The organism is Paenibacillus sp. 7516 (genome assembly GCF_002272715.1).
GTDB classification, from domain to species: Bacteria; Bacillota; Bacilli; order Paenibacillales; family Paenibacillaceae; genus Paenibacillus; species Paenibacillus illinoisensis_A.
This window is the reverse complement of record NZ_NPBI01000020.1, coordinates 42,452-65,623: the sequence shown is the minus strand read 5'-3', so window position 1 is coordinate 65,623 and position 23,172 is coordinate 42,452. Positions and strand designations below refer to the sequence as shown.

General features: G+C 48.8%; 19 protein-coding genes and 2 riboswitches. Of the genes, 4 read left to right on the top strand and 15 right to left on the bottom strand.

The features are described 5' to 3' along the window. Positions 1 to 143: 143 nt before the first annotated feature. Positions 144 to 536 (bottom strand): glycine cleavage system protein GcvH, encoded by a 393-nt coding sequence (gene gcvH / locus CHI14_RS16235; protein ID WP_095289549.1) that lies wholly within the window; start codon positions 534 to 536, stop codon positions 144 to 146. Positions 537 to 876: 340 nt separating this feature from the next. Further along, positions 877 to 1,000: riboswitch (glycine riboswitch) on the top strand. 3 nt (positions 1,001 to 1,003) lie between these two features. After that, positions 1,004 to 1,105: riboswitch (glycine riboswitch) on the top strand. 186 nt (positions 1,106 to 1,291) lie between these two features. Here gcvH and gcvT point away from each other — a divergent pair. The 3 genes from gcvT to gcvPB all read left to right on the top strand — a co-directional run bounded on the left by gcvT (position 1,292) and on the right by gcvPB (position 5,330). Further along, positions 1,292 to 2,428, top strand: a complete 1,137-nt coding sequence (gene gcvT / locus CHI14_RS16230; protein ID WP_095289548.1) for a glycine cleavage system aminomethyltransferase GcvT — start codon at positions 1,292 to 1,294, stop codon at positions 2,426 to 2,428. Beyond that, positions 2,425 to 3,780 carry an aminomethyl-transferring glycine dehydrogenase subunit GcvPA gene (gene gcvPA, locus CHI14_RS16225; protein WP_095289547.1) on the top strand — a complete coding sequence of 452 codons (1,356 nt, stop codon included), beginning with the start codon at positions 2,425 to 2,427 and terminating at the stop codon, positions 3,778 to 3,780. Before gcvT ends, gcvPA begins: the two co-directional genes overlap by 4 nt. A gap of 74 nt (positions 3,781 to 3,854) precedes the next feature. Continuing rightward, positions 3,855 to 5,330 (top strand): aminomethyl-transferring glycine dehydrogenase subunit GcvPB, encoded by a 1,476-nt coding sequence (gcvPB, locus tag CHI14_RS16220; protein WP_095290111.1) that lies wholly within the window; start codon positions 3,855 to 3,857, stop codon positions 5,328 to 5,330. Between the two features lie 248 nt (positions 5,331 to 5,578). Here gcvPB and ptsP read toward each other — a convergent pair whose 3' ends face one another. From ptsP to CHI14_RS16165, 11 genes are all read right to left on the bottom strand, one after another. Then, positions 5,579 to 7,291, bottom strand: coding sequence for a phosphoenolpyruvate--protein phosphotransferase (gene ptsP, locus CHI14_RS16215; protein ID WP_095289546.1), 1,713 nt, complete (start codon positions 7,289 to 7,291; stop codon positions 5,579 to 5,581). After that, positions 7,284 to 7,559 (bottom strand): HPr family phosphocarrier protein, encoded by a 276-nt coding sequence (locus CHI14_RS16210; RefSeq protein WP_036617010.1) that lies wholly within the window; start codon positions 7,557 to 7,559, stop codon positions 7,284 to 7,286. The genes ptsP and CHI14_RS16210 overlap by 8 nt, the downstream gene beginning before the upstream one ends. A gap of 78 nt (positions 7,560 to 7,637) precedes the next feature. Continuing rightward, on the bottom strand, positions 7,638 to 9,692 hold the full coding sequence (gene ptsG, locus CHI14_RS16205; RefSeq protein ID WP_095289545.1) for a glucose-specific PTS transporter subunit IIBC: 2,055 nt from the start codon (positions 9,690 to 9,692) through the stop codon (positions 7,638 to 7,640). Positions 9,693 to 9,979: 287 nt separating this feature from the next. Then, positions 9,980 to 10,834 (bottom strand): glucose PTS transporter transcription antiterminator GlcT, encoded by an 855-nt coding sequence (glcT, locus tag CHI14_RS16200; protein ID WP_095289544.1) that lies wholly within the window; start codon positions 10,832 to 10,834, stop codon positions 9,980 to 9,982. 165 nt (positions 10,835 to 10,999) lie between these two features. Beyond that, positions 11,000 to 12,547 carry a flotillin family protein gene (locus tag CHI14_RS16195; RefSeq protein WP_170948162.1) on the bottom strand — a complete coding sequence of 516 codons (1,548 nt, stop codon included), beginning with the start codon at positions 12,545 to 12,547 and terminating at the stop codon, positions 11,000 to 11,002. Between the two features lie 52 nt (positions 12,548 to 12,599). Then, the gene (locus CHI14_RS16190; protein WP_095289543.1) at positions 12,600 to 13,136 is read right to left on the bottom strand and encodes an NfeD family membrane protein; all 537 of its coding nucleotides are present in this window, start codon (positions 13,134 to 13,136) and stop codon (positions 12,600 to 12,602) included. Between the two features lie 214 nt (positions 13,137 to 13,350). Continuing rightward, positions 13,351 to 14,514: an iron-containing alcohol dehydrogenase gene (locus CHI14_RS16185; RefSeq protein ID WP_095289542.1), complete on the bottom strand. Its 1,164-nt coding sequence runs from the start codon at positions 14,512 to 14,514 to the stop codon at positions 13,351 to 13,353. Positions 14,515 to 14,604: 90 nt separating this feature from the next. Next, positions 14,605 to 15,192 carry an MSMEG_1061 family FMN-dependent PPOX-type flavoprotein gene (locus CHI14_RS16180; RefSeq protein WP_095289541.1) on the bottom strand — a complete coding sequence of 196 codons (588 nt, stop codon included), beginning with the start codon at positions 15,190 to 15,192 and terminating at the stop codon, positions 14,605 to 14,607. A 264-nt stretch (positions 15,193 to 15,456) separates the two neighbouring features. After that, positions 15,457 to 17,055: a UDP-glucose--hexose-1-phosphate uridylyltransferase gene (locus tag CHI14_RS16175; RefSeq protein WP_095289540.1), complete on the bottom strand. Its 1,599-nt coding sequence runs from the start codon at positions 17,053 to 17,055 to the stop codon at positions 15,457 to 15,459. A gap of 15 nt (positions 17,056 to 17,070) precedes the next feature. After that, positions 17,071 to 18,060, bottom strand: a complete 990-nt coding sequence (gene galE / locus CHI14_RS16170; protein WP_095289539.1) for a UDP-glucose 4-epimerase GalE — start codon at positions 18,058 to 18,060, stop codon at positions 17,071 to 17,073. A 1-nt stretch (position 18,061) separates the two neighbouring features. Next, entirely contained in the window at positions 18,062 to 19,243 is a 1,182-nt protein-coding gene (locus CHI14_RS16165) for a galactokinase (RefSeq protein WP_095289538.1), read from the bottom strand. Positions 19,244 to 19,396: 153 nt separating this feature from the next. Between CHI14_RS16165 and CHI14_RS16160 the strand changes: the two genes are divergently transcribed. Continuing rightward, positions 19,397 to 20,359: an AraC family transcriptional regulator gene (locus tag CHI14_RS16160; protein WP_249281144.1), complete on the top strand. Its 963-nt coding sequence runs from the start codon at positions 19,397 to 19,399 to the stop codon at positions 20,357 to 20,359. 156 nt (positions 20,360 to 20,515) lie between these two features. Here the strand turns inward: CHI14_RS16160 and mgrA are convergent, their stop codons facing one another. The 3 genes from mgrA to CHI14_RS16145 all read right to left on the bottom strand — a co-directional run bounded on the left by mgrA (position 20,516) and on the right by CHI14_RS16145 (position 23,152). Next, positions 20,516 to 21,523, bottom strand: a complete 1,008-nt coding sequence (mgrA, locus tag CHI14_RS16155; protein ID WP_095289537.1) for an L-glyceraldehyde 3-phosphate reductase — start codon at positions 21,521 to 21,523, stop codon at positions 20,516 to 20,518. A gap of 81 nt (positions 21,524 to 21,604) precedes the next feature. Beyond that, a complete protein-coding gene (locus CHI14_RS16150; protein WP_095289536.1) occupies positions 21,605 to 22,345 on the bottom strand; it encodes an NAD-dependent protein deacylase in 741 nt (246 codons plus the stop codon). A 30-nt stretch (positions 22,346 to 22,375) separates the two neighbouring features. Next, positions 22,376 to 23,152 carry an HAD family hydrolase gene (locus CHI14_RS16145; protein WP_095289535.1) on the bottom strand — a complete coding sequence of 259 codons (777 nt, stop codon included), beginning with the start codon at positions 23,150 to 23,152 and terminating at the stop codon, positions 22,376 to 22,378. Positions 23,153 to 23,172: the final 20 nt, after the last annotated feature.

Here is a 23,172-nt window from a genome sequence, read left to right as displayed (position 1 = left end):
CTCAAATGGCAACAAGCCTGTCCTTGAGAACACAAAAAGCCTGCATGAGCACCAAGGCTCACACAGGCTCTGAAGACGTGCACGAACGTCCATATTATGAAAAAAACCATAGAATAATAAAGGTTATTTAGTGCAAACAGATTTTACTCTTCGGTGTGCTTACGGTATGCGTCAGCATTCATCAGTTTAGACAACGCTGCTGTCAGATCACCTTCAACACGAATCTCGATCATCCAGCCTTCTTCGTAAGGCGAACTGTTGACGAGTTCAGGTGCATCCTGCAGCGCTTCATTCACGGCAATAATGGAACCACTTACCGGAGAAAACAAATCCGAAACCGTCTTCACGGATTCAATCGTACCAATGCTGTCTTCCGCTTTTACATCTGATTCAAGGTCAGGCAATTCAACAAACACAATGTCCCCCAGCTGATGCTGCGCGAACTCGGTAATGCCAATCCGTACAGTATCCTCCCCTACGGTTTGCACCCACTCATGCTCTTCACTGTACAGGAAATCACTTTTCAATTCGCTCATCGATATCCGCCTCGCTTTTCATTAATGAGTGCATGCGTCCTTCGGCCAACCCTTTTTCCCAGAACATAGCGTAAGATATTTTTGATTGAAATGTCAAGATACCTCACAAATTATTTGATTTTTGATGATTAGAGCCTGTAACGCAAACACCCTCACTCTACATATAATGGGTAATATTAGAATAGTAAGCGTACTCTTTTTATATACACGAACAATATATCTAGATCGCTAAATATCATTCGGTTTTTTATTGATTTCTGTGATATCGTTCTTGACATCGAGAGTGGATTCACGTTTTAATGAGAGAGTAAATGTTAATCGTTGTGTGCATCACCCGCGGATGAATGTAAAGGGAGAGATTACCCGTGACGTCCAACTCTTGGATGCATGCGGTAACGCCGAAGGAGTAAACCACCCGACAAGCGGGAGGTGAATCTCTCAGGCAAAAGGACTTTTACGGGACGCAACTCTGGAGAGCATCTATTCGCCCGGTATGGGCGTTTTGATCACCCAAGGGGAAACCTGCTGCAACCTATTGGCGGGGTAACTCTCAGGTACCAAGGACAGAGCCTAAGAATACAGCGTGCTTCTGGCATGCCGGTTCTTTGGCCTGTCCTTTTCCTTTTTCCCAAAAAAACGAAACTCAGGATCGAGCCGACGCTGTCATCAGCAGCCTTAACCATACTTATCCAAGAAAAGAATGCATCATTCATGTTATACACTCGGCCCGGTAGCGGCCATAACGAGGTGATTTGATGTCCGATTTGCTTAGAACTCCACTCTATCCACTTTATCAGCAATATGAAGGTGTACGGTGCATCGATTTTGGAGGCTGGGAGCTTCCGGTGCAATTCAGCGGGATTCAGAAGGAACATGAAGCGGTGCGGGAACGGGCTGGACTGTTCGATGTATCCCACATGGGTGAATTCACGGTGCAGGGTGAACAGGCCGAAGCATTTTTGCAGAAACTGACGACTAACGACGTGACCACACTGGTTCCCGGCCAGGCACAATACACGTTAATGTGTTACCCGGACGGTGGCGTAGTGGACGATCTGCTCGTATACAAGCTGGAAGATCAGCATTATATGCTTGTTGTGAATGCCTCCAATATCGATAAGGATTGGGCATGGCTGCAAGAGCATATGGTTCCTGGAGTGAGCATGACGAATGACTCCGTGGAAACAGGTCTCCTGGCCCTGCAGGGTCCGCTTGCTGCAGACATCATCGGAAAGGTTACAGATACCGACGTATCCATAATCGAGCCTTTTCGTTTTGTACAGAACGCTGAGGTCTGTGGTGTAAAACTGCTGCTGTCCCGCACCGGTTATACCGGAGAAGACGGCTTCGAGCTATACGTACAGGCAGATCAGGCCGCTGCGGTCTGGAACGGATTGATGGAGGCTGGCGCTGATCAGGGACTGGTACCGGCTGGACTTGGTGCACGGGATACACTTCGATTTGAAGCGAAGCTGCCCCTCTACGGACAGGAACTGTCGCCGACCATTTCACCACTGGAAGCTGGCGTTGGCATGTTTGTGAAGCTGAATGCCGGACCTTTTATCGGACACGAAGCGCTATTGCAGCAAAAGAATGATGGACCTGCCCGCAAGCTGGTCGGCATTGAAGTACTGGAACGCGGGATTCCACGTCCCCACTATCCCATTTACGCCGAAGGCGTGCAGATCGGGGAAGTAACAACCGGTACACAGTCCCCTACGCTGAAGCGCAATCTGGGGCTCGCCCTGATTAACAGCCAATATGCTGCACTCGGCACCCCGCTCGAGATTGAGATTCGTGGCAAAAAGCTGAAAGCCGAAGTTGTGAAGACCCCTTTTCATAAACGGACACGTACGTCAAAGACACCTACCCAAGGAGCTGAGCAAGCATGAGCAAGCACCGCTATATTCCCATGACTGAACAGGATCAGAGCGCCATGCTCGCGACCATCGGTGTGGACACGATTGAAGATCTGTTCCAGGACATTCCGCAGGCGATTCGTTATCAAGGCGAGCTGCCTGTCTCCTCCAAACTGGATGAATACGCACTGACGCGTCATATGTCCAAGCAAGCCGGCGCGAATGCCAATTTTGAGACACACGCCAGTTTCCTGGGCGCAGGCATATACGATCATCACATCCCTTCCGTTATTAATCATGTCATTTCCCGTTCCGAGTTCTATACCGCCTATACGCCATATCAGCCCGAAATCAGTCAGGGCGAGCTCCAGGCGATCTTCGAATTCCAATCGTATATCTGTGAACTGACTGGCATGGCTGTAGCCAATGCGAGCATGTATGATGGCGCGACCGCATTTGCAGAAGCAGGGAATCTGGCCGCAGCGGCAACTCGCCGCAAACAGCTGATCGTCTCCCGTACGGTTCATCCCGAAGCCCGTCAGGTATTGAAGGCTTATGCCCACGGTCTGAATTTGGAGATTGTCGAGATTGGTTATCAGAACGGGGTGACCGACTGGGATGCCCTTCAAGCCGCCGTATCGGATGATACCGCAGCCGTCATGATCCAGAGCCCGAACTTCTTCGGTGCCGTGGAAAATGTAAAACAGGCTGCAGACTTCGCGCATGCGCACAAGAGTCTGCTCGTGGTCAGCGCAAACCCGCTGGCGCTTGGTATGCTCGAAGCTCCAGGCAAGCTGGGTGCCGACATCGTTGTCGGTGATGCACAGCCCCTTGGCATCTCCGCTTCGCTCGGTGGTCCGACATGTGGATATTTCGCTGTATCCCAGGCGCATATGCGCCGGATTCCCGGCCGGATCGTTGGCCAAACAACGGATCGCAACGGCAAACGCGGTTTTGTACTGACGCTCCAAGCGCGTGAACAGCATATCCGCCGCGAAAAGGCGACATCCAATATTTGTTCCAATCAGGCACTGCTTGCCCTAAGCGCTTCGGTGTATATGTCTACTATGGGAAGACAGGGCATGATTGATGTGGCTGATCTGAATTTGCAAAAGAGTCATTATGCTCTTCAAGCATTGACAGCAATTCCTGGGGTCAGCCTGACCTTTAATGCACCCACATTCAATGAGTTTGTCATCCAGCTGCCCGAAGGGACAGACGTTAATGCCCTTCAGTTGAAGCTGCTGGATGCCGGTTTCATCGGTGGATATGAACTTGGTCGGGATTACCCGGAGCTTGCCGGACATATGCTGGTCGCTGTTACGGAACGGCGCAGTAAGGAAGAGATTGACGAATTCGTACGTGTATTGGAGGGATCGCTGTGACTCAGGAAATGACAACCATCCAAGGACAGCCGGAAACGGCAGCTCCTTCCCAAGCCGAAACCAGCACGCAACAAATGACACAGGCAGCATCGCCTGCTCCAGAGCAGTCGCTGATCTTTGAATTGAGCAGCCCGGGGCGTGTCGCTTATTCCCTGCCTGAATGTGATGTTCCGCGTCAAGATCCCGCGAGCTTGATTCCCCGGGAAATGCTGCGTTCGGAAGCAGCTGCACTGCCTGAGGTATTTGAAGTGGATGTCATCCGTCACTATACTGCCCTTTCTCGCCGGAACTTCGGGGTAGATAACGGATTCTATCCACTTGGCTCTTGTACAATGAAGTACAATCCGAAGATTAACGAAGATGTAGCTCGCTACAATGGATTTGCCAAGATCCATCCATATCAGCCTGAATCCAGTATTCAAGGTGCACTTGAACTTCTGTATACGTTGCAAAACGACCTTGCAGGTCTGACTGGCATGGACGCGGTGACCCTGCAACCAGCTGCTGGTGCACATGGTGAATGGACCGGACTCATGATGATTCGTGCCTATCACGAAGGTCGTGGTGAACAGCGGACCAAAGTCATTGTCCCGGATTCTTCACACGGCACCAACCCGGCAAGTGCAACCGTGGCTGGCTTCGAGACGGTAACCATTCCATCCCGGGCGGACGGTCTGGTCGATCTGGATGCACTGCGTGCAGCCGTAGGTTCCGATACTGCAGCCTTGATGCTGACCAACCCAAACACCCTGGGATTGTTTGAAAAGGACATTCAGGAGATTGCCTCCATCGTGCATCAAGCCGGTGGGCTTCTCTATTATGACGGAGCCAACTCCAATGCCATTATGGGTATCACCCGTCCTGGGGACATGGGCTTCGATGTCGTGCATCTGAACTTGCACAAAACGATGAGTACTCCGCACGGCGGAGGTGGTCCTGGTGCGGGACCCGTCGGCGTAAAAAATCGTCTGATTCCGTTCCTTCCGAAACCGATGGTGATTAAGAACGATCAGGGACAATACGCCCTGGATCGGGAAGGAGATCAATCGATTGGTCGGGTCAAAGCGTATTACGGCAACTTCGGTATCTTAGTACGCGCCTATGCCTACATTCGTACGTATGGACCTGAAGGCTTGCGCCGGGTATCCGAATGTGCCGTACTCAATGCAAACTATATGATGGCACGTCTTGCACCTTATTACGAAATTCCATACCCAGGCGTATGTAAACATGAATTTGTCATGTCTGGCCGGGGCCTGAAGCAATATGGTGTAAGAACATTGGATGTAGCCAAACGACTGCTTGATTTCGGGTATCATCCGCCAACCGTCTACTTCCCGCTCAACGTAGAGGAATGTATCATGATTGAACCAACAGAAACAGAGAGCAAAGAAACGCTGGATGGTTTTATCGATACGATGATTCGCATTGCCAAGGAAGCTGAAGAGACACCGGAACTGGTACTCAATGCACCCTATGGCACGCCGGTTACCCGTCTGGATGAGACCACAGCAGCACGTAAACCCGTATTGAACTGCGCGTGCAGTTGATACCCAGCCATTCAACTAAACGGCTCCAGCTGATGTTTTAACGTCAGCTGAAGCCGTTTTTTATTTGCAGATGATCCCTGCCTTCTACGCGCCAACGCTCTCTTTCTCATTCCATATGATCCTAAACTAGCCCGCAAAAAAAGCCGGCATCCGCTGTTCGCAGATACCGGCAATATCGCTGCATTCCTGCAGCCCATTTTATCGGAAAAAGAAAAGACCTTAAAATCCGAAGGAAAACCCTCGCAAAATTACGCTTTGATGCTTTGAACCAATTCAACCACTTGCTCAGCAGTTTGCATGTCCAGAGCTTTGGCAGCCAGTTCCTGCATGTCCGCACGGGACAGCTTGGTGATCTGGCTACGAGCTGGCAGGATGGATGTTGCGCTCATGCTGAACTCATCCAGTCCGAGACCAAGCAGCAATGGAATTGCTGTTTCGTCTCCCGCCATCTCTCCACACATACCAACCCATTTACCTTCGCGATGTGCTGCATCGATGACCATTTTCACCAGACGCAGAATAGCAGGGTTGTATGGTTGATACAGATAGGATACGCGCTCGTTCATACGGTCAGCAGCCATGGTGTATTGAATCAGATCATTCGTTCCGATACTGAAGAAATCAACCTCTTTGGCAAATTGATCCGCAAGAACCGCAGTCGAAGGAATTTCGACCATGATACCCAGTTGGATGCTGTCGGAAACAGCAATTCCTTCAGCTACCAGCTTTTCCTTCTCTTCGAGCAGGACCGCTTTCGCTTCACGGAATTCACCCAGTGTTGCGATCATTGGGAACATAACACGCAGGTTGCCATGTACGCTTGCACGCAGCAATGCACGCAATTGTGTACGGAAGATATCCAGACGGTCCAGACACAGACGAACTGCACGGAAACCAAGGAATGGATTCATTTCTTTTGGCAGATCCAAATATGGAAGCTCTTTGTCTCCACCGATATCGAGCGTACGAACAACGACTGGTTTGCCTTCCATTTTTTCAAGTACAGCTTTGTAAGCATTGTACTGAATATCCTCGGAAGGAAGTTTGTCTCTTCCCATGTACAAGAACTCGGTACGGTACAGGCCTACAGCCTCTCCACCGTTCTCCAGAACACCGGTTACGTCATTCGGCGTACCAATGTTAGCTGCCAGTTCCACATGAACGTTATCCACCGTTACGGTTGGTTCGTCACGAAGTTTTCTCCACTCGGCACGTTGTGCATCATATTGTTCCTGTTTGGAACGATACTCCGCAATTACCTCATCTGTTGGGTTAACCAGCACATGACCGTCCAAGCCATCAACGATAATCATATCGCCTTGTTTAGCTTGTGCCAGAATGTCTTTGGTTCCTACAACAGCCGGGATTTCAAGAGAACGAGCCATAATTGCAGAGTGGGAAGTACGTCCGCCAATGTTAGTTGCAAAACCTTTAACATATTGACGGTTCAATTGAGCTGTATCGGAAGGCGTCAGATCCTCCGCCAGCACAATCACTTCTTCGCTGATCTCAGCCGGACTCATGAAGTCGATACCAAGCAAGTGATTCAGCACACGTTTGGTTACGTCACGCATATCTGCAGCACGTTCCTGCAGGTAAGCACTCTTCATGTTTTCGAACATGGAGATAAATTGCGATGCCGTTTCGTTGAGTGCAAATTCTGCATTCACTTTTTCATCAGCAATTTTTGCTTTTACCGGATCAATCAGTTCCGGGTCATTCAGAATGAGCAAATGGGAAGCAAAGATTTCAGCTTTCTTCTCGCCAAGCTCTTGTAAAGTACGCTCTTTGATCGCCTCAAGCTCAGACTGGGACTTGCCCAGTGCTGAGTCGAGTTTTGCGATCTCTGCGTCAACGTCGTTGATTTGGCGTTTTTCTACAGAGTAATCAGGATGCTCCAAGATAAACGCCTTGGCGATAGCAATACCCGCCGAAGCCGCGATCCCGGAAACATTAAGCATTAATTTCGCCCAGCCCTTCGTTAACCATAACGTCAGTCAGAGCTTGAAGAGCTTCAGCTTCGCCTTCGCCTTCAACGATGATGCTGATGGTGTCGCCTTGTTCCAGACCGAGGGACAGAACGCCCAGGATGGATTTCAGTGTTACTTTTTTACCGTTAGCTTCTGCAAAGGATTCTGCACCTTTGAATTTGTTAGCTGTATTAACCAAGGCTGTCGCCGGACGTGCGTGGATACCATCTTCGTCTGTAATTCTGAATGTTTGTTGCATTACAATCATCTCACTTTCAAGTAGTTTATTTTAGGCATTGCATATATTTACACTTGCTTGCCATAGTCGGAACACTTCTTATTTTATCTCAATGATTGGCTGATCGCCAATTTTCAGTACTCCACTCTTCTTCAGGGTTACCGTGGAGCCTTCAGGCAAGTTGGTGAAAATCACTGGCGAGATGATGGATGGAGCGTTAGCTTTCACATAATCCAAATCCACTTCCATAATCGGTTGACCGGCCGATACCAGATCACCTTCCTGCACAAGCACGTTGAAACCTTGACCTTTCAATTTCACCGTGTTGACACCTATATGAACCAGTACTTCCTTGCCGCCGTCAGACATGATGCCGACAGCATGTTTGCTAGGGAATACGTTAAACACTTTACCGTACACAGGCGAAGTAATCTTGCCATCATGCGGCAGCACAGCGAAACCGTCACCTGTCATTTTCTCGGCGAAGACCGGATCAGGTACGTTAGTGATATCCATCAATTCACCGTTAACCGGCATGACGATATCTTCGGCAATAATGCGTTCGCCTTCTGCTCCCGCTGCCTTCTCCTCTTCAGGAGCAGGTTTAACATCAGCAGCTGGTGCTGGTGCCGGGGTGCGTCCTGCAATGATGTCCTGCATTTGGGACTTGATTGTATCTGAACGTGTACCGAAAATGGCCTGTACATTATTACCCACTTCAAGCACGCCAGATGCACCTAATTGTTTCAAACGATCTTTATTTACACTGGATTTCTCATTTACTTCAATCCGCAAACGCGTAATACATGCATCCAGGTGTTTGATATTCTGCTGTCCACCGAAGGCTTCCAGAATATTGTGTGGCAGATCGTCTGTTGAACCTGATCCTCCACCCGAGTTTGTTTCAGGTGTTGCTTCTTCACGACCTGGTGTTTTGAGGTTGAACTTGCGAATGATCATTCGGAATCCGAAGTAGTAGATCACGGCAAGAATCAAACCAACGATAATAACGTCCCACCACGGTGTGCGGTTCGGGATGATCCCGAAAATCAGGAAGTCAATAAATCCACCGGAGAACGTCATCCCGATTTTGACACCCAGAATTTGCATTGTCATGAAAGACAAACCTGCGAAGATACAGTGTACTGCAAACAGGACTGGCGCCACAAACAGGAACGAGAATTCAAGTGGCTCTGTAATCCCGGTAAGGAATGAGGTCAGCGCAGCTGAACCCATGATCCCTGCAACATACTTTTTGTGCTCCGGTCTTGCTTCATGGTACATCGCAAGTGCCGCAGCCGGCAAACCGAACATCATGAACGGGAATTTACCCACTTGGAAGGTTCCCGCCGTGAGGTTTACCCCATCACGCAATTGGTTGAAGAAGATCTGCTGGTCCCCACGAATAACGTCTCCAGCCTTGTTCACATACTCACCGAATTCAAACCAGAATGGAGAGTAGAAAATGTGGTGGAGTCCAAACGGAATAAGGGACCGTTCCACAACTCCGAAAATGAATGCGGAGAGCGTCGGACTCGTATCTACCATGAAATGAGATACAGCATTCAGTCCATTTTGAATCGGTGGCCAGATAACCACCAGCAGTAACCCGAGCAAGAGGGAAACAACCGAAGTGATAATCGGAACAAAACGTTTACCTGCAAAGAACCCCAGGTAAGACGGCAGTTCGATTTTGAAGAACCGATTGTAACACAGTGCTGCAGCTATACCAATAATGATACCTCCGAACACACCGGTACTCAGTGTTGGAATACCCAAAATGCTGGCATAACCTGGTACTTCGCCGATCATTGCCGGTGTTACACCAACGGCTGTACCCAAAGTGACATTCATCACCAGATAACCAATGATGGCCGCAAGACCTGCCACACCTTCGCCTCCGGCTAGCCCAACGGCTACACCTACTGCAAAGAGCAATGCCAGATTGTCAAATACGATCTGACCTGCGTTCATCATGATTGTTGCAATTGAGTTCACCCATGGCGTATCCAGCGCCGTTACATATTGCAAAAAGTCCGGATTCACCAGCATGTTACCGATTCCGAGCAATAAGCCGGCTGCTGGTAGAATGGCTACAGGAAGCATAAGAGCTTTACCTACTCTTTGCAAGACGCCAAAAAGCTTCTTAAACATCGCGTCGTATTCACCCTTTCGTCTAATCTGTATGTCGTGATGCAAGCAAGGGAAATCAAAAAAGGCATAAGCTAATAAAGCGAATTGTGCCAACCTTCGGGTATAGCATACCCTGTATAAGGTAAGAACAATCACACTCTAGAAACTCATGCCTGATCGAGTCAGTAACACGTCGCTTATGTTTTTTTCAGTTGCTTGATTACGGACACCATTGTAGCATCCCTTCAAAAACAGTGCAAGCCTTTACACTAAATTTCTCAGGACGCCATTCCATCCATGGAAAAATTTCACTTGTTCTCTTCTTCTTTCCTTTGATGCAGTCGTTGAAGATGAATAGTCAGATAACCCACCTCTGCAGGATAAACAGGAAGATTCAATCTTTTTTCCATGACTTTAGTCAGCTTCCATGCAAGCGAGTACATTTCGGGATACTCCAACTTGAGCAAGGAATCGAGCTTATGAAGTTCTTCCACCTTGTCCCCTCGACGCACACGTTCCAATGCAAAGCGAAGATGCGTAAGCAGGCGCGAATAGTCCAGCGACTCCGTTTCAAACGAATATTCCAACTGATCCGAGACGATTCCGACCAGGTCGGTAATCAGCTGTGAATGTTCGCGTACTTGGGAAATGTTTTGGTTGGTCATGGCACTGTAGATATGCAGCGCTATGAATCCAATTTCATCCATGCCCAAGTCGACACCGAGCTTCTCCTTAATGAGGCGAACAGCGTAATCTCCCATCCGATATTCTTCCGGATAGATCTCACGTGTTTCATATAGAAACGGATTTTGGATGACAATGCCCTGTTCTTTGCGCTTAAGTGCAAAAGAAATATGATCAGTCAATGCAATATGAATATGTTCATTAAGCGGAACATCCGTACGCTCTGCAATATACGTAATGCATTCGTTAATAATCTCGATCAACGCCTCATCCACTTGCGGAAGAAGCTGTTTGTACTGCTCTTGTTCCTGCTGGTTTTTCAAAATAAACATCTTCTCCACAGCCATCAAGGGAATGATGTCACCGGTTTTCCGGTTGAAGCCAATGCCTTTACCGATGACGACGACTTCTCCATGTTCAGGATGCTGTGCAATAATTACATTATTATTTAACGCTTTGTTTACATGCAGGCTGCTCACTGTTTGCACCTCTTTTTTCATACCATCTGGAATGTGATTCGTCACATCCTCGTAATGAACGAAAAGACGTCCGATGCGGGCAAACCGCGCCGAACGTCTCGCTTAAAAAGTAACAAAAAATCACGTTAAGGTCAATAGAGCTTCACGCATCGTTCACACCTAGTCCTAATCCTCTGCCCCAGTTCTTTCAACAATCTTGTCGATCACAGATGGAGTCGTTGGTGTCTCGCTTTGCTGAACAGCAACAGGTGCTGGTGTTTTGGACTTGGTCAAACCTTTAATTAACTGCTCTACATCAATGCCCGATACGCTTTTCAGCATCTCAGGAGCTGTAGACATCAGTTCGGTCACATAGTTACTTACACGTGCTGCACCCTCACCCTTACCTGTATCTACCACGGTCAACTTATCAATGGATGAGATCGGCTCTGCAATTTTACCTGCAAGCTCAGGCAGCATTTTGACGATGATATCGAGTACTGCAGCCTCGCCAAACTTCTGGAACGCTTCCGCCAATTTTTCCTTCGCTTCGGCTTCCGCCAGACCGCGCAGACGAATGACTTCTGCATCCGCAGTACCTTTGGCCCGTTCTGCATCTGCCACAGCCTGACCTTCAAGCCGTTTTTGTTCTGCTGTTGCCTTGGCTTGGGTCTCGATGGAGTATTGCACTGCATCGGCCTCGCGCATTCTTTTTGCTTTGTCCGCTTCGGCTGCCTGCTCGACAGCATAACGATCGGCTTCCGCTTTTTTCTTCACTTCGGCGTCATACTGCTTCTCACGTACGGTGATTTCTTTTTCTTTCAGGTCAATCTCACGTTCTTTGCGCACGAGTTCAACTTTCATTTGTTCTTCAACAACCGTCTGTTTCGCACGTGCTTCTTGGATATGATACGCTTGGTCTGCTTCGGCCTTAGCTGTATCCTGGTCGCGCTTAAACGCTGCCACTTTCAATTCCTTCTCTTTGGCTGCTTCAGCGATATTGGTATCGCGGAGCAATTCCGCCTTTTGCCCCTGCTCTTCTGCATTCGCTTTTTGAATACGAGCATCTCTCATCGCTTCGGCTTCCGCAATCTCGGCATCCCGTTTCACAGCAGCAATTCTCGGCTTACCGAGGGCATCCAGATATCCTTGTTTGTCACGAACATCCTTGATGGTAAAGGATACAATCTGCAGACCCATCTTTTTCAAGTCTCGTGCAGCCACACCCTGAACCTCTTGTGCGAACCGATCCCGGTTTCGATAAACTTCTTCTACAGTCATGGTTCCAAGAATGGCCCGCAAATGCCCTTCCAGAACTTCCTGTGCCTCGCCTCTTAATGCTTCAACGGGTTTACCGATGAATTGTTCGGCTGCTGTTGCTACATCTTCCACAGCACTACCAACTTTGATAATCGCGACACCATCTGCAATAACCGGAACCCCTTGTTCCGTATATACTTCAGGCGTGGATACGTCCAGCTTGTGAGACAGCAATGAGATAAATTCGGACTGCTGGAATACAGGCCAGATGAAGGCACCACCGCCACGTACAATTTTAATTTTGCGACCGGACTCATCTTCGGAAATATTTTTATTACCCAGGAATGAACCCGTAACGATCATCGCTTCATCGGGCCCAACCGTCTTATATCTCGCCCAGAAGGCCAAACCAAGAACCAGAATGACACCTACAACAATTGCAGGAATCAACAACACATCCATATTAAATTCCATTCCACATCTCTCCCCTTATTACAATGATGACAGACCACATCTCTCGTTCTACTCAAACGTCTTTAAATACATCTTCATCCCATTCCGCCACACGAAGCACACCTTCAGTTACATCCACCACGACAACGCGCACTCCCGCCGCAATAGGGCGATGTTCGAAGCTGGATGCAGTATGAATCGTGTTACCGGAAGCAACACGGATCATGACCTCACCGAAACCCCTTTCAGGTACTGGAATCGTAATTTCTCCAATTTTCCCGGATAGTTCCTTCATGGAAAATGCAATGGAAACCTCACTATTCCGCATCGGCTTGATATAAGCAAAGAATACCAGCATGGCAGCAGCAATACCTATAAGCAGGGATAAAATAAGACCTGCAATGGCACTTACCGAGCTATAACGCGTCAACATGATACCAGCTCCGCCAAAGGCTGTAATGGAACCAGCAAGTACAACAGGTTTGAGAAAATCAATGCCTGGCAGTTCAAAGGCTCCATCCAGCAATCCGTCAATCAAATCACCCAGCACCAGGCTGACAATCGCAAATATGGCTCCTCCGATTAGACATCCCCAATAGATGGATTCCATTCCCCGTTCCTCCTCTCTTCTGCCGTAACACCTAACTCACTGGGCATTCCTCATGTAAATAAATACGTAGCTACCCGTAAGAAGTTTCAAAATCTTTCCTCATTTGTATTCTAGACCCGATATTGGTTATTTTACATGCAATTTCACGCAAAAAGACCGCATATCTCCATATTGTGGAGATATGCGGTCTTTATTAATAATTGAATGCAGTTTGTTACAGAGAAGCCTTGTAAATGGATACAACATCCTCACGCTGCAGTTTCTTGAAGTTACCAAATGGACCAAACAGCATTGCCTTGTCAGCCATGACATCAATCTTGCTGTCGTCAATGTCATAGTCAGCAAGCCGACTAGGCGCGCCAATAGACGTCCAGAATTTGCGCAAAGCTTCGATGCCTTCCTCGGCTACCTGTTTGTCCGATTTGCCTTCCGGATTGACTTCAAAGACATTAATCGCCAATCGTTTGAAACGATCCACGTTTACGTCCAGATTGTGTTTCATCCAGTTCGGGAACAGAATGGCAAGGCCCCCGCCGTGCGGGATGTCGTATACAGCAGATACTGCATGTTCGATGTTGTGGGTTGCCCAGTCACCGGCAAGTCCCATATTCAGTACGCCGTTCAATGCCATCGTACCACAGTACAGAATGGTTTCGCGCAGTTCATAGTTTTCCAGATCCTCTACCAAACGAGGTGCTGCATCCATAACGGTACGCAGAATTGTCTCACAGAAGCCAAGTTGTACTGGCGTATTGGCATCCAGATGGAAATAATGCTCCAATACGTGAGACATCATGTCAACCATGCCGTATACTGTCTGATCCAAAGGCACGGTATATGTATTAACTGGATCAAGGATAGAGAACGCAGGGAACGAATACGCACTGCCCCAGCCCAATTTTTCCTGGGTATCCTGATTGGTAATAACGGAACCCGAGTTCATCTCGGAACCTGTTGCTGCCATGGTCAGTACTGTACCAAGTGGAAGTGCATCCTGAGCAACCGCTTTACGCTGAGCAAAGTCCCACATGTCGCCATCATATTTCGCACCTACGGCAATCGCTTTGGCGCAATCGAGCACACTACCGCCACCTACAGCGAGAATCAGCTCGATGTCCTGAGTTTTACAGATGTCTACTCCCTTATGGACAGTCGAAAGACGCGGGTTCGGTTCCACGCCTGCCAGTTCTGTAACTTCTGCTCCGATTTCCTTAAGCAATCCGATCACTTGATCATACAGACCACTGCGTTTAATGCTGCCGCCGCCATATACAAGCAATACCCGTTTGCCGTACTTCGGTACTTCGGTTTTCAACGCTTCCAGTTGTCCTTTACCGAAGATCAGACGGGTAGGGTTATAAAATTGAAAAGATCTCATAATCTATGTCGCCTCCATTGGAGTTAGAATGTTTGTGCAACTCCAATTATAGTACCCCGATTTTATAAAAACAAATCCATAGTCACTCACTTATAACAAGCCGTTGATTTGCAAATGGGCACGGAACATATCCATGCTGGAAGGCAGACTCTCCTTATCCACCCAAGTCTCGGAAGACCACAACCCCGCCTGCTTGAATGCTCTTGGGCAATGGATAAAGCATTCATTCACGTCTACAATAACCGCTGCCCCTATCGTTTTTCCCGTCCAGCCCATACTGTTAATAAACTCCTCATCCTTCGTAATAGAAGCTGTTCCATTGATACGTAATACTTCGTTCATGCCGGGAATGAGGAATAACATACCCACCCCAGGATGGGTTAGGATGTTTAACAGCGAGTCAATGCGGCGATTGCCTGGACGTTCGGGGTAGACCAGACGATGGGGGTCAAGAACCTTCACGAAACCCGCTTCATCTCCCCTGGGAGATACATCACTCCTACCTTCCCTATCCGAACTGGACAGAAAAAATAGGGGTGACATGGATAAAAAATGTTCAACATGGGAGTCCACAAACGATATCGCTTTGTTTCTCACATGCTCATGAGGCTCACCCACCATGTTTTGCAGTTCTGCTGCGTCGGTGATTAGCGGTATGTTCAGTGGCTTCTTTTCCATTTATTCATCCCCGTTTCCTAAACTTCAAATATTTGTTCAAGCCTATGATAATCATTCTCATATTATACAATGAACCTCCCGCCTCTGCCATGGCCCTGTGTTTATTGCTCAAAATAAAAAGATACTTTGGTTACATGAGCTACATGAGCACAAGTAATTGCAAGATGATTGATTCATTGTATTGAAAAAGGATAGACGAGCATTGCTGCTCACCTATCCTTTGTAAATGTTTATTCATAGCATCATATTACTGCCCATTTGTACTTATTCGGTATATCCCATGCTTTCTACAAATCGACGGAAAGCCTGACGTCCGGCTTCATCATATTTGTAAACTCCGGCATGCTCCAAAATCTCGGAAAACTTAAGGCCTACTTCCTGCTGAATGAGAGCAACGGCCTGTTCCTTGTCCAGGTTGGAACCGAAACGTTCTTTCAGTTCCTCCGCCCAGCGAAGATGCTGGTTCAAAACATGATCAGAAGCCTGGGCAGCTTCCGCAAGCTGAGTGTCCCCTGCGAGAATATCGGCGATTCCGTCCAATTCTTCTTTTAATCGTCCTGGAAGGATCGCAAGCCCCATGACTTCGATAAGTCCGATGTTTTCTTTTTTCAAATGATGCATTTCACGGTGCGGGTGAAAAATCCCCTCCGGATGCTCTTCATTCGTGCGATTGTTGCGGAGAACCAGATCCATCTCGTAACCACCGTCCGCACTGCGACGAACAATTGGCGTTACGGTGTTGTGAGGCACCTGCTCTCCATCCACCTCGCTGAACGCCTGGATCTGAGCGGAAGGATCACTGTACAGTTTCCACGCTTCGTACACGGCGTTACCCGCTTCGAGCAGCTCCGCTGGATCATGTGAAGCGAGCCGAAGAACGGACATTGGCCATTTTACCAGACTCAGGGTAAGCCCTGGTGCATCCGCATGACGGAATACCGCTTCAGGTTTCGCATTTTGGATGGCAAATGTATGACGTCCGCCTTGGAAGTGGTCGTGAGTCAGGATCGAACCTCCCACGATAGGCAGATCTGCATTGGAACCGATAAAATAATGCGGATACTCGCCTACGAAGGCTAGCAGCCTGCGCAGCGTATCTTTTGTCAGCTTCATTGGCACATGATCATGATGGAAAATGATGCAATGCTCGTTATAGTACACATATGGCGAGTACTGGAAGAACCAGGGTTCACCGTTTAATTCCAGCGGAATAACACGCAGGTTTTGACGGGCCGGGTGGTTTACCCGGCCAGCATAGCCTACATTTTCCCGGCATAATTGACACTTCGGATACACTGGCGGCGGAAGCAGTTTGGCCATGGCGATTTCCTTCGGACTTTTCTCCGGCTTGGACAGGTTAATCGTAATTTCCATATCGCCATATGGCGTTTCCTGTTTCCAATACACATTCTTCGAGATTCGGTCCATACGAATGTAGTTGGAGTGAATCGACAGCTCGTAAAACTTCGATGTGGCTGCTTCAATACCTTCTGTTTGCTCTGTGTGGCGGAACGCGCGAACCACCTCGGATGGACGGGCCATCAGCTGACCCATAATTTTCGCATCCAGCAAATCACGGTACGTATCGGTATTCTCCGGAATGAGTCCAATTGCATAACCATAGTCAATCAACGTATCCAGCAAGGATTGCGGCCCATCTGGTACAATCTCGTTCAGCGCTCCATCGTAAGGCTCGGAAAATCCAAACTGTTCCAGCAGAAGGTTACGGCTGTAATCCCGATCCGCCTCTTCAATCAGCTTGTTCTGCAAGGCAAATGCAACCAGACGTTCAATGGCATGCAGTGCTTCCTGCTGCTCCGGTGTCCGGTCTATGGTGTCTGCAGCATTATGGGTCTGTGACATATTGATGTTCGCCTCCTAGTTTTTTCCGTAGCCGTTAGGATGAGATTGGTGCCAGCTCCAGGCACTCTGAATGACATCTTCCAGATTGGTCCATGTCGGATTCCAGCCCAGTACGGATCTTGCTTTGGCGGACGATGCGACCAGCACAGCCGGATCACCTGCACGGCGCGGCTCCTGTACAACCGGGATATCAAGTCCGGTTACTTTTTTCGCAGTTTCGATAACCTGTTTAACCGAGAAGCCTTGACCATTACCCAGGTTAAACACGTTGCTGTTCTCCCCTTTGCGGAGATAATCTACCGCGCGCAGATGCGCATCTGCCAAGTCACTCACGTGAATATAATCGCGGACACACGTTCCATCTTCTGTCGCGTAATCATCGCCAAACACGGCAATGTGTGGACGTTGTTTCAAGGCGGTTTGCAGGACCAGCGGGATCAAGTGGCTTTCCGGCTGATGGTCTTCACCAATTTTGCCGCTATCATGTGCTCCAGCTGCATTGAAGTAACGCAGGGACACGTATTTAATCTCCTGTACTTTATCGAACCAGGACATCATGCGTTCCATCATCAGTTTCGTTTCGCCATACACGTTCGTAGGTTCAGTGCGGTCGCTTTCTTCGATTGGCACTTTCTCAGGCTCACCGTAAGTGGCGGCTGTAGAAGAGAATACGATCCGGCGCACATTGGCTGCATTCATTGCTTCCAACAGGCACAACGTACCGAACACGTTGTTGTCATAATATTTAACCGGATCCTTCATGCTCTCGCCGACCAGGGAATTGGCTGCAAAGTGAATGACTGCATCAATAGAGTTCTCAGCGAACAGTTTTGCCAGAAACGCCTTGTCACGTAGATCTCCTTCATACAGTTTGCCACCAAGCAATGCTTCCCGATGCCCTGTCTGCAAATTATCCAGAACCACAACTTCCTCGCCGCGTTCCAACAAAGCCGCTACCGTATGCGAACCAATATATCCTGCTCCACCTGTCACCAAAATTGCCATTTTACTTCGCCTCCTTCAATTCTTTGACACCGTCGCCCACTCCGCACACATAGAAATCTCCCTTGAGACTTGTACGTGCTTCATACGCTGCTCCCACTTCGCGAACAAAGCGTTCTACATCATCCTCATGTACCAGTGACACCGTGCATCCACCAAATCCGGCTCCCGTCATGCGTGCACCGAGTGTGCCTGGAATGCGCTGCGCCTCCTCTACCATCACGTCCAATTCCTCGCAGCTTACTTCATACAGATAGCGGAGCGATTCATGGGATGCATTCATCAGCTTGCCGAACGTTTCCAGATCGTTATTACGCAGTGCTTCCACCGATGCAAGCACACGTGCATTCTCTTCCACAACGTGCTCGGCCCGCTGTCTTACCTTCTCATCCTTGATGTGATCCTGCAGGGTTACAAATTGCTCCGGCGTCAGTTGCGCCAGATAATCAAGTGCAGGCAGCTGTTCCTTCAAAATGGCAAGTGCCTGCTCGCATTGGGAGCGCCGCTCGTTATAGGCCGAGTCTACCAGACCGCGACGTTTGTTCGTATTGCCAATGACCAGCTTATAAGAGCCCGTACGGAAAGGTACTTTCTCATATTCAAGCGTATCACACATCAGCAGAATGGCATGATCTTCTGCTCCGTTAGCCACGGCAAACTGATCCATAATGCCGCAGTTGACGCCAACGAACTCGTTTTCTGCTTTTTGGGACAGAAGCGACAACTGTACTGTATCGATCTCAGATACACCTTCCATCGACTGTATCGCGTATCCCGTAAGCACCTCCAGCGAAGCGGAAGAGGACAGTCCGGCACCGTTCGGAATTTCACCGTGGTACAGGAAGTCGTAACCTTTCGTTACCTTCACGCCTTTAGCTTGCAGTTCAACCATGACACCAACTGGATAATCTGTCCACTCCCCAGTTTTCTCCTTGCCGATCGAGGATGTGTCCAGCACGCCTTCATAGGACATGTTGGTGGAAGCCAGCTGTAATTTGTCGTCCTTCCGTTCCCGAATAACAAGTGTTGTACCGAATTCAAGTGCTGCCGGAAGCACGTACCCACCATTGTAGTCGATATGCTCCCCGATCAGATTTACGCGTCCAGGAGCATGGAATACACGGAGATCCGCTTCATTCTCTCCGTACTTCTCAATAAACTTTTGTTTCAATTCATGTATGTTCATTGCTGCTGCACCTCATCTCAATGTTGTTGTTTTGTTAAGGTTATTATACAAGAAAGCGGTACCTCTTAAAATGCAACCATGTGTGTTTCATATGGATAAATGTGACCTTCCGTCATATAATGGAAAGAACACCACAGAAAGAAGGAACGGTACATGGTTGATCAACACAAGGAACATTCAGCAGTAGATCCGATAAAAAACACACAGGAATCCTCCGGGAAAAGTGGAGCAAAAACGTACTCGGTTGCCTCCAATCCGGTCTATTATGAGAAGGGGCCGTTACACGTCCTTTTTGCAGGCGCAAGCCAGACCCTTCCGGGTCATGCCCTTGGTCCAAAACTATACGATTATTATCTGCTTCATTATGTAGAAAAGGGCGCTGGTACATTTCGCACGGAACTCCATACCTACGAATTATCCGCAGGCGATTGTTTCCTCATTCATCCCGGGCAACTCGTAAGCTACCAGTCCGATGCCCGCCGTCCCTGGGAATATCGATGGATGGCCTATACTGGCAGCCAGGCTGGGAAACACACGGAAGAAGCGGGCTTTCGTCCGGAAAAATCCGTTTTTCATGCCGGGCCGTCCTGCGGAATTGCTGACTGGCTATCCGTCATGCAAAATGCATTTGCGGAGCGAAAGGAAAGCTCTCATTTTACATCCATCGGTACCTTATATATGATTCTAGCCGAAGCCCAAAATCACCTTTCTCAGGGACAAACCCTGATTCCAGGTGAATCTTCGATTAGACGGACGGTAAAACAGATGATCCAATACATGTCTACCCAATATGCTCACCCTGTCTCCATTGAACAGATGTCAGCCAGTCTTGGCTACAACCGCGCTTATCTATCCCGGATATTCAAGCAGGAAACCGGTCTATCCCCGGTCACGTATCTGCTCAAGCTCCGCATTGACAAGTCGCGGCAGCTGCTGCGTGAACGTCCGGATCTGTCCATTGAGCAGGTATCCGCCTCCGTAGGACTGCCAGATGCCCTTTATTTCTCCAAACAGTTCAAACGTTTCCACGGAGAAGCCCCGACTCTCTATCGGGAAAATATTCTCTCCAGACCTCCAACTCCGATGCGCGGCATGGCACAACCAAACAAGAAATAACCCTTCAGGAAATGTGTAAGTGTTGCGAACAACGTCTGGTTACTTGGGCACCATGCATGATTGAAAAATCGTGAAAAGAAAAGAAGATGCATCAGCCATTTCGGCTACTATGCACCTTCTTTTTTTCATTTATTATAGCATTTCTCAGTCACATGTTTATTTGTCATGATGTTCGGGACTAAGAATGGATTCAATTCGCTCCAGCTCTTCCGATGAGAAGTCCAGCTGATTGAGCGCGGCCACATTCTCCTCGATCTGCGAAGTACGGCTTGCACCGATCAATGCCGACGTTACCCTACCGCTTCGCAAAACCCAGGCGAGCGCGAACTGAGCCAGACTCTGACCACGAGCTGCAGCAATCTGATTGAGAGCACGAACTTTGCGCAGCGTCTCAGGCGAGATATTATTCTCGTTCAAGAAAACGGACGGCCCTTTTGCACGAGAATCCTCCGGAATGCCGTTCAGATATTTGTTCGTCAGTACCCCTTGTGCCAAAGGACAAAATGCAATGCTGCCTGCACCATACTCATCCAGCACATCCTGCAGCCCATCTTCAATCCAGCGGTCCAGCATCGAATACTTCGGCTGATGGATCAATAGAGGTGTACCCAAACCTTTCAGAATTTCGGCAGCCTCTCTCGTCTGTTCCGCGGGGTAATTGGAGATGCCCACATACAGTGCCTTACCCGAACGAACAATATGGTCCAGAGCCATCATTGTTTCTTCCAGCGGTGTTTCCGGATCATAACGATGTGAATAGAAAATATCAACATAATCCAGTCCCATGCGCTTCAGACTTTGATTCAGGCTGGATACCAGATTCTTGCGGGAACCCCATTCGCCATAAGGTCCGGGCCACATATAATATCCCGCTTTGGTGGATATCACCAGTTCATCCCGATAAGGCTTCAGATCCTGTGCCAGCACCTGACCAAACAGCTGCTCTGCAGAACCTGCGGGCGGACCGTAATTGTTGGCAAGATCGAAATGAGTAATGCCCAGATCAAAGGATCGAGTAATCATGTTTCGACCGTTCTCCGCATTGTTGATGCCGCCAAAATTATGCCAGAGTCCAAGTGAAATTGCCGGAAGTTTCAATCCAGAACGTCCAACCCGGTTATATTTCATCGTTTCATAGCGTGTATCGCTGGCTAAGTAGACCATCATGAATCCCTTCTTTCCCCAGGTTCCGCTTCCTGCACTCTATTCAAGCGCGGGATAAGGCGGTTATTTCAGACAAACCGTTTAACCAAGAAGCTGGTCCACCTTAATCATTACCTCGCCAATCGGGTCAGTAATCAGCAAATCTGCCTGGCGGTCATACGCCGTTGGCGTGGCATTCAGTAAGACGGTGTGTTTTCCCCGAAAATACGTAACTAGCTGTGCAGCAGGATGGACGGTCAGTGAGGTACCACCAACCAGCAGCAGATCAGCAGAAGAGATTGCATCCACAGACTGGTATAGCGTGTTCTGGTCCAATTCCTCTTCATAGAGCACAACGTCAGGCTTAATGACTCCATGACAAGCGGCACAGCGGGGAACCGCATCCTTCGACCGAATGATGTCATCCAGCGGGTAGAAACGCCCGCAATCCATGCAGGCATTCCGGTGAACGGACCCATGCAATTCGAGCACGTTGGTGCTGCCTGCTTTTTGATGCAACCCGTCGATATTCTGGGTAATGACCGCCTTCAGCCGACCTTCCTGCTCCAAACGTGCAAGGAGCTTATGACAACCGTTAGGTTCGGCATCGGGATGAAGCATTTTGCCCCGATAGAAATCATAGAAAATATCGGCATGCTGATCGAAAAAGTGACGACTCAGCAGTTCCTCCGGCGGATAAGGGGAATGCTGTTCTGTCTGATATAGGCCCGCGGCAGAGCGGAAGTCGGGAATCCCGCTTTCGGTCGACGTTCCTGCCCCTCCGAAAAATACAATATTCGAACTTTCCTGAATCCAGGAAGCCAGCTGTTCTACCCCGTTCATCCTCTTTCCTCCTTAGCGGAATAATCCCGTTCAGGCACCATCCGGAATCACCCGGATTTCATGATAATCCCCAATAACGACATCCGCATCCTGTAAATGTACTGGTTCCTTCCCAGGGGGACAAAAACCAATAACATGCGAAACTCCTGCATTCAGTCCCATCTGCATATCCCCGTTGCTATCACCTATAACGATGGCCTGGTTAGGATGGATATGTAATTCACGACATGCCAGCTTGGCAGTTTCGCCATTCGGCTTGCCTAAGGTAACGCGGTCACAGCCTACGATGGACGTAAAAAAGGAGCGAATCCCCATCCATTCCAAATGCTCTTCTGCTGCGGGCGTGCTGTCCGAGGTTACCACCGCCACCTTGATCGAAGCGACTTGGCAGCTCTGCAAAAAAGAAACCAACCCAGGCATAGGCTCAGCCTGCCGTTTGGAACGCACTTCCTGCATGGCTGAATTGGAGAGCTCACGGACTGTTGTGATCGCATCATTCCAAGGCATGCCTGCCGCATACAACTGTCCAGCCAGGAGCCCGGTACTCTCATCTACAGTAGCGATGGCCAGCGGACCCTGCCTGTCATAATCAACAATGTGTCCTGCGCTGTCGTGGACTGTTCCGAGTACCCTGCCTCTTTCCACCGTGAAACCAGCGCCCATGTCTGACAACAAGGCTTCCAATTGATTTAGCAAGGAATCGGCCCACGGTCCCCATAATTGCAAAAATTCAAGCATTGTCCCATCCTTATCGAACAAAATGCCCTGGCAGGGAATCTGCATACCCTTTACTTGAAGTATGGCCATAACCTAGCCACCCCTCCTGG

Coding starts and splice junctions, on each gene's coding strand:
- gcvH (WP_095289549.1), bottom strand. CDS start 536: ATGAGCGAATTGAAAAGTGATTTCCTGTACAGTGAAGAGCATGAGTGG.
- gcvT (WP_095289548.1), top strand. CDS start 1,292: ATGTCCGATTTGCTTAGAACTCCACTCTATCCACTTTATCAGCAATAT.
- gcvPA (WP_095289547.1), top strand. CDS start 2,425: ATGAGCAAGCACCGCTATATTCCCATGACTGAACAGGATCAGAGCGCC.
- gcvPB (WP_095290111.1), top strand. CDS start 3,855: ATGACACAGGCAGCATCGCCTGCTCCAGAGCAGTCGCTGATCTTTGAA.
- ptsP (WP_095289546.1), bottom strand. CDS start 7,291: ATGCTTAATGTTTCCGGGATCGCGGCTTCGGCGGGTATTGCTATCGCC.
- CHI14_RS16210 (WP_036617010.1), bottom strand. CDS start 7,559: ATGCAACAAACATTCAGAATTACAGACGAAGATGGTATCCACGCACGT.
- ptsG (WP_095289545.1), bottom strand. CDS start 9,692: ATGTTTAAGAAGCTTTTTGGCGTCTTGCAAAGAGTAGGTAAAGCTCTT.
- CHI14_RS16195 (WP_170948162.1), bottom strand. CDS start 12,547: ATGGAATTTAATATGGATGTGTTGTTGATTCCTGCAATTGTTGTAGGT.
- CHI14_RS16190 (WP_095289543.1), bottom strand. CDS start 13,136: ATGGAATCCATCTATTGGGGATGTCTAATCGGAGGAGCCATATTTGCG.
- CHI14_RS16185 (WP_095289542.1), bottom strand. CDS start 14,514: ATGAGATCTTTTCAATTTTATAACCCTACCCGTCTGATCTTCGGTAAA.
- CHI14_RS16180 (WP_095289541.1), bottom strand. CDS start 15,192: ATGGAAAAGAAGCCACTGAACATACCGCTAATCACCGACGCAGCAGAA.
- CHI14_RS16175 (WP_095289540.1), bottom strand. CDS start 17,055: ATGTCACAGACCCATAATGCTGCAGACACCATAGACCGGACACCGGAG.
- galE (WP_095289539.1), bottom strand. CDS start 18,060: ATGGCAATTTTGGTGACAGGTGGAGCAGGATATATTGGTTCGCATACG.
- CHI14_RS16165 (WP_095289538.1), bottom strand. CDS start 19,243: ATGAACATACATGAATTGAAACAAAAGTTTATTGAGAAGTACGGAGAG.
- CHI14_RS16160 (WP_249281144.1), top strand. CDS start 19,397: ATGGTTGATCAACACAAGGAACATTCAGCAGTAGATCCGATAAAAAAC.
- mgrA (WP_095289537.1), bottom strand. CDS start 21,523: ATGGTCTACTTAGCCAGCGATACACGCTATGAAACGATGAAATATAAC.
- CHI14_RS16150 (WP_095289536.1), bottom strand. CDS start 22,345: ATGAACGGGGTAGAACAGCTGGCTTCCTGGATTCAGGAAAGTTCGAAT.
- CHI14_RS16145 (WP_095289535.1), bottom strand. CDS start 23,152: ATGGCCATACTTCAAGTAAAGGGTATGCAGATTCCCTGCCAGGGCATT.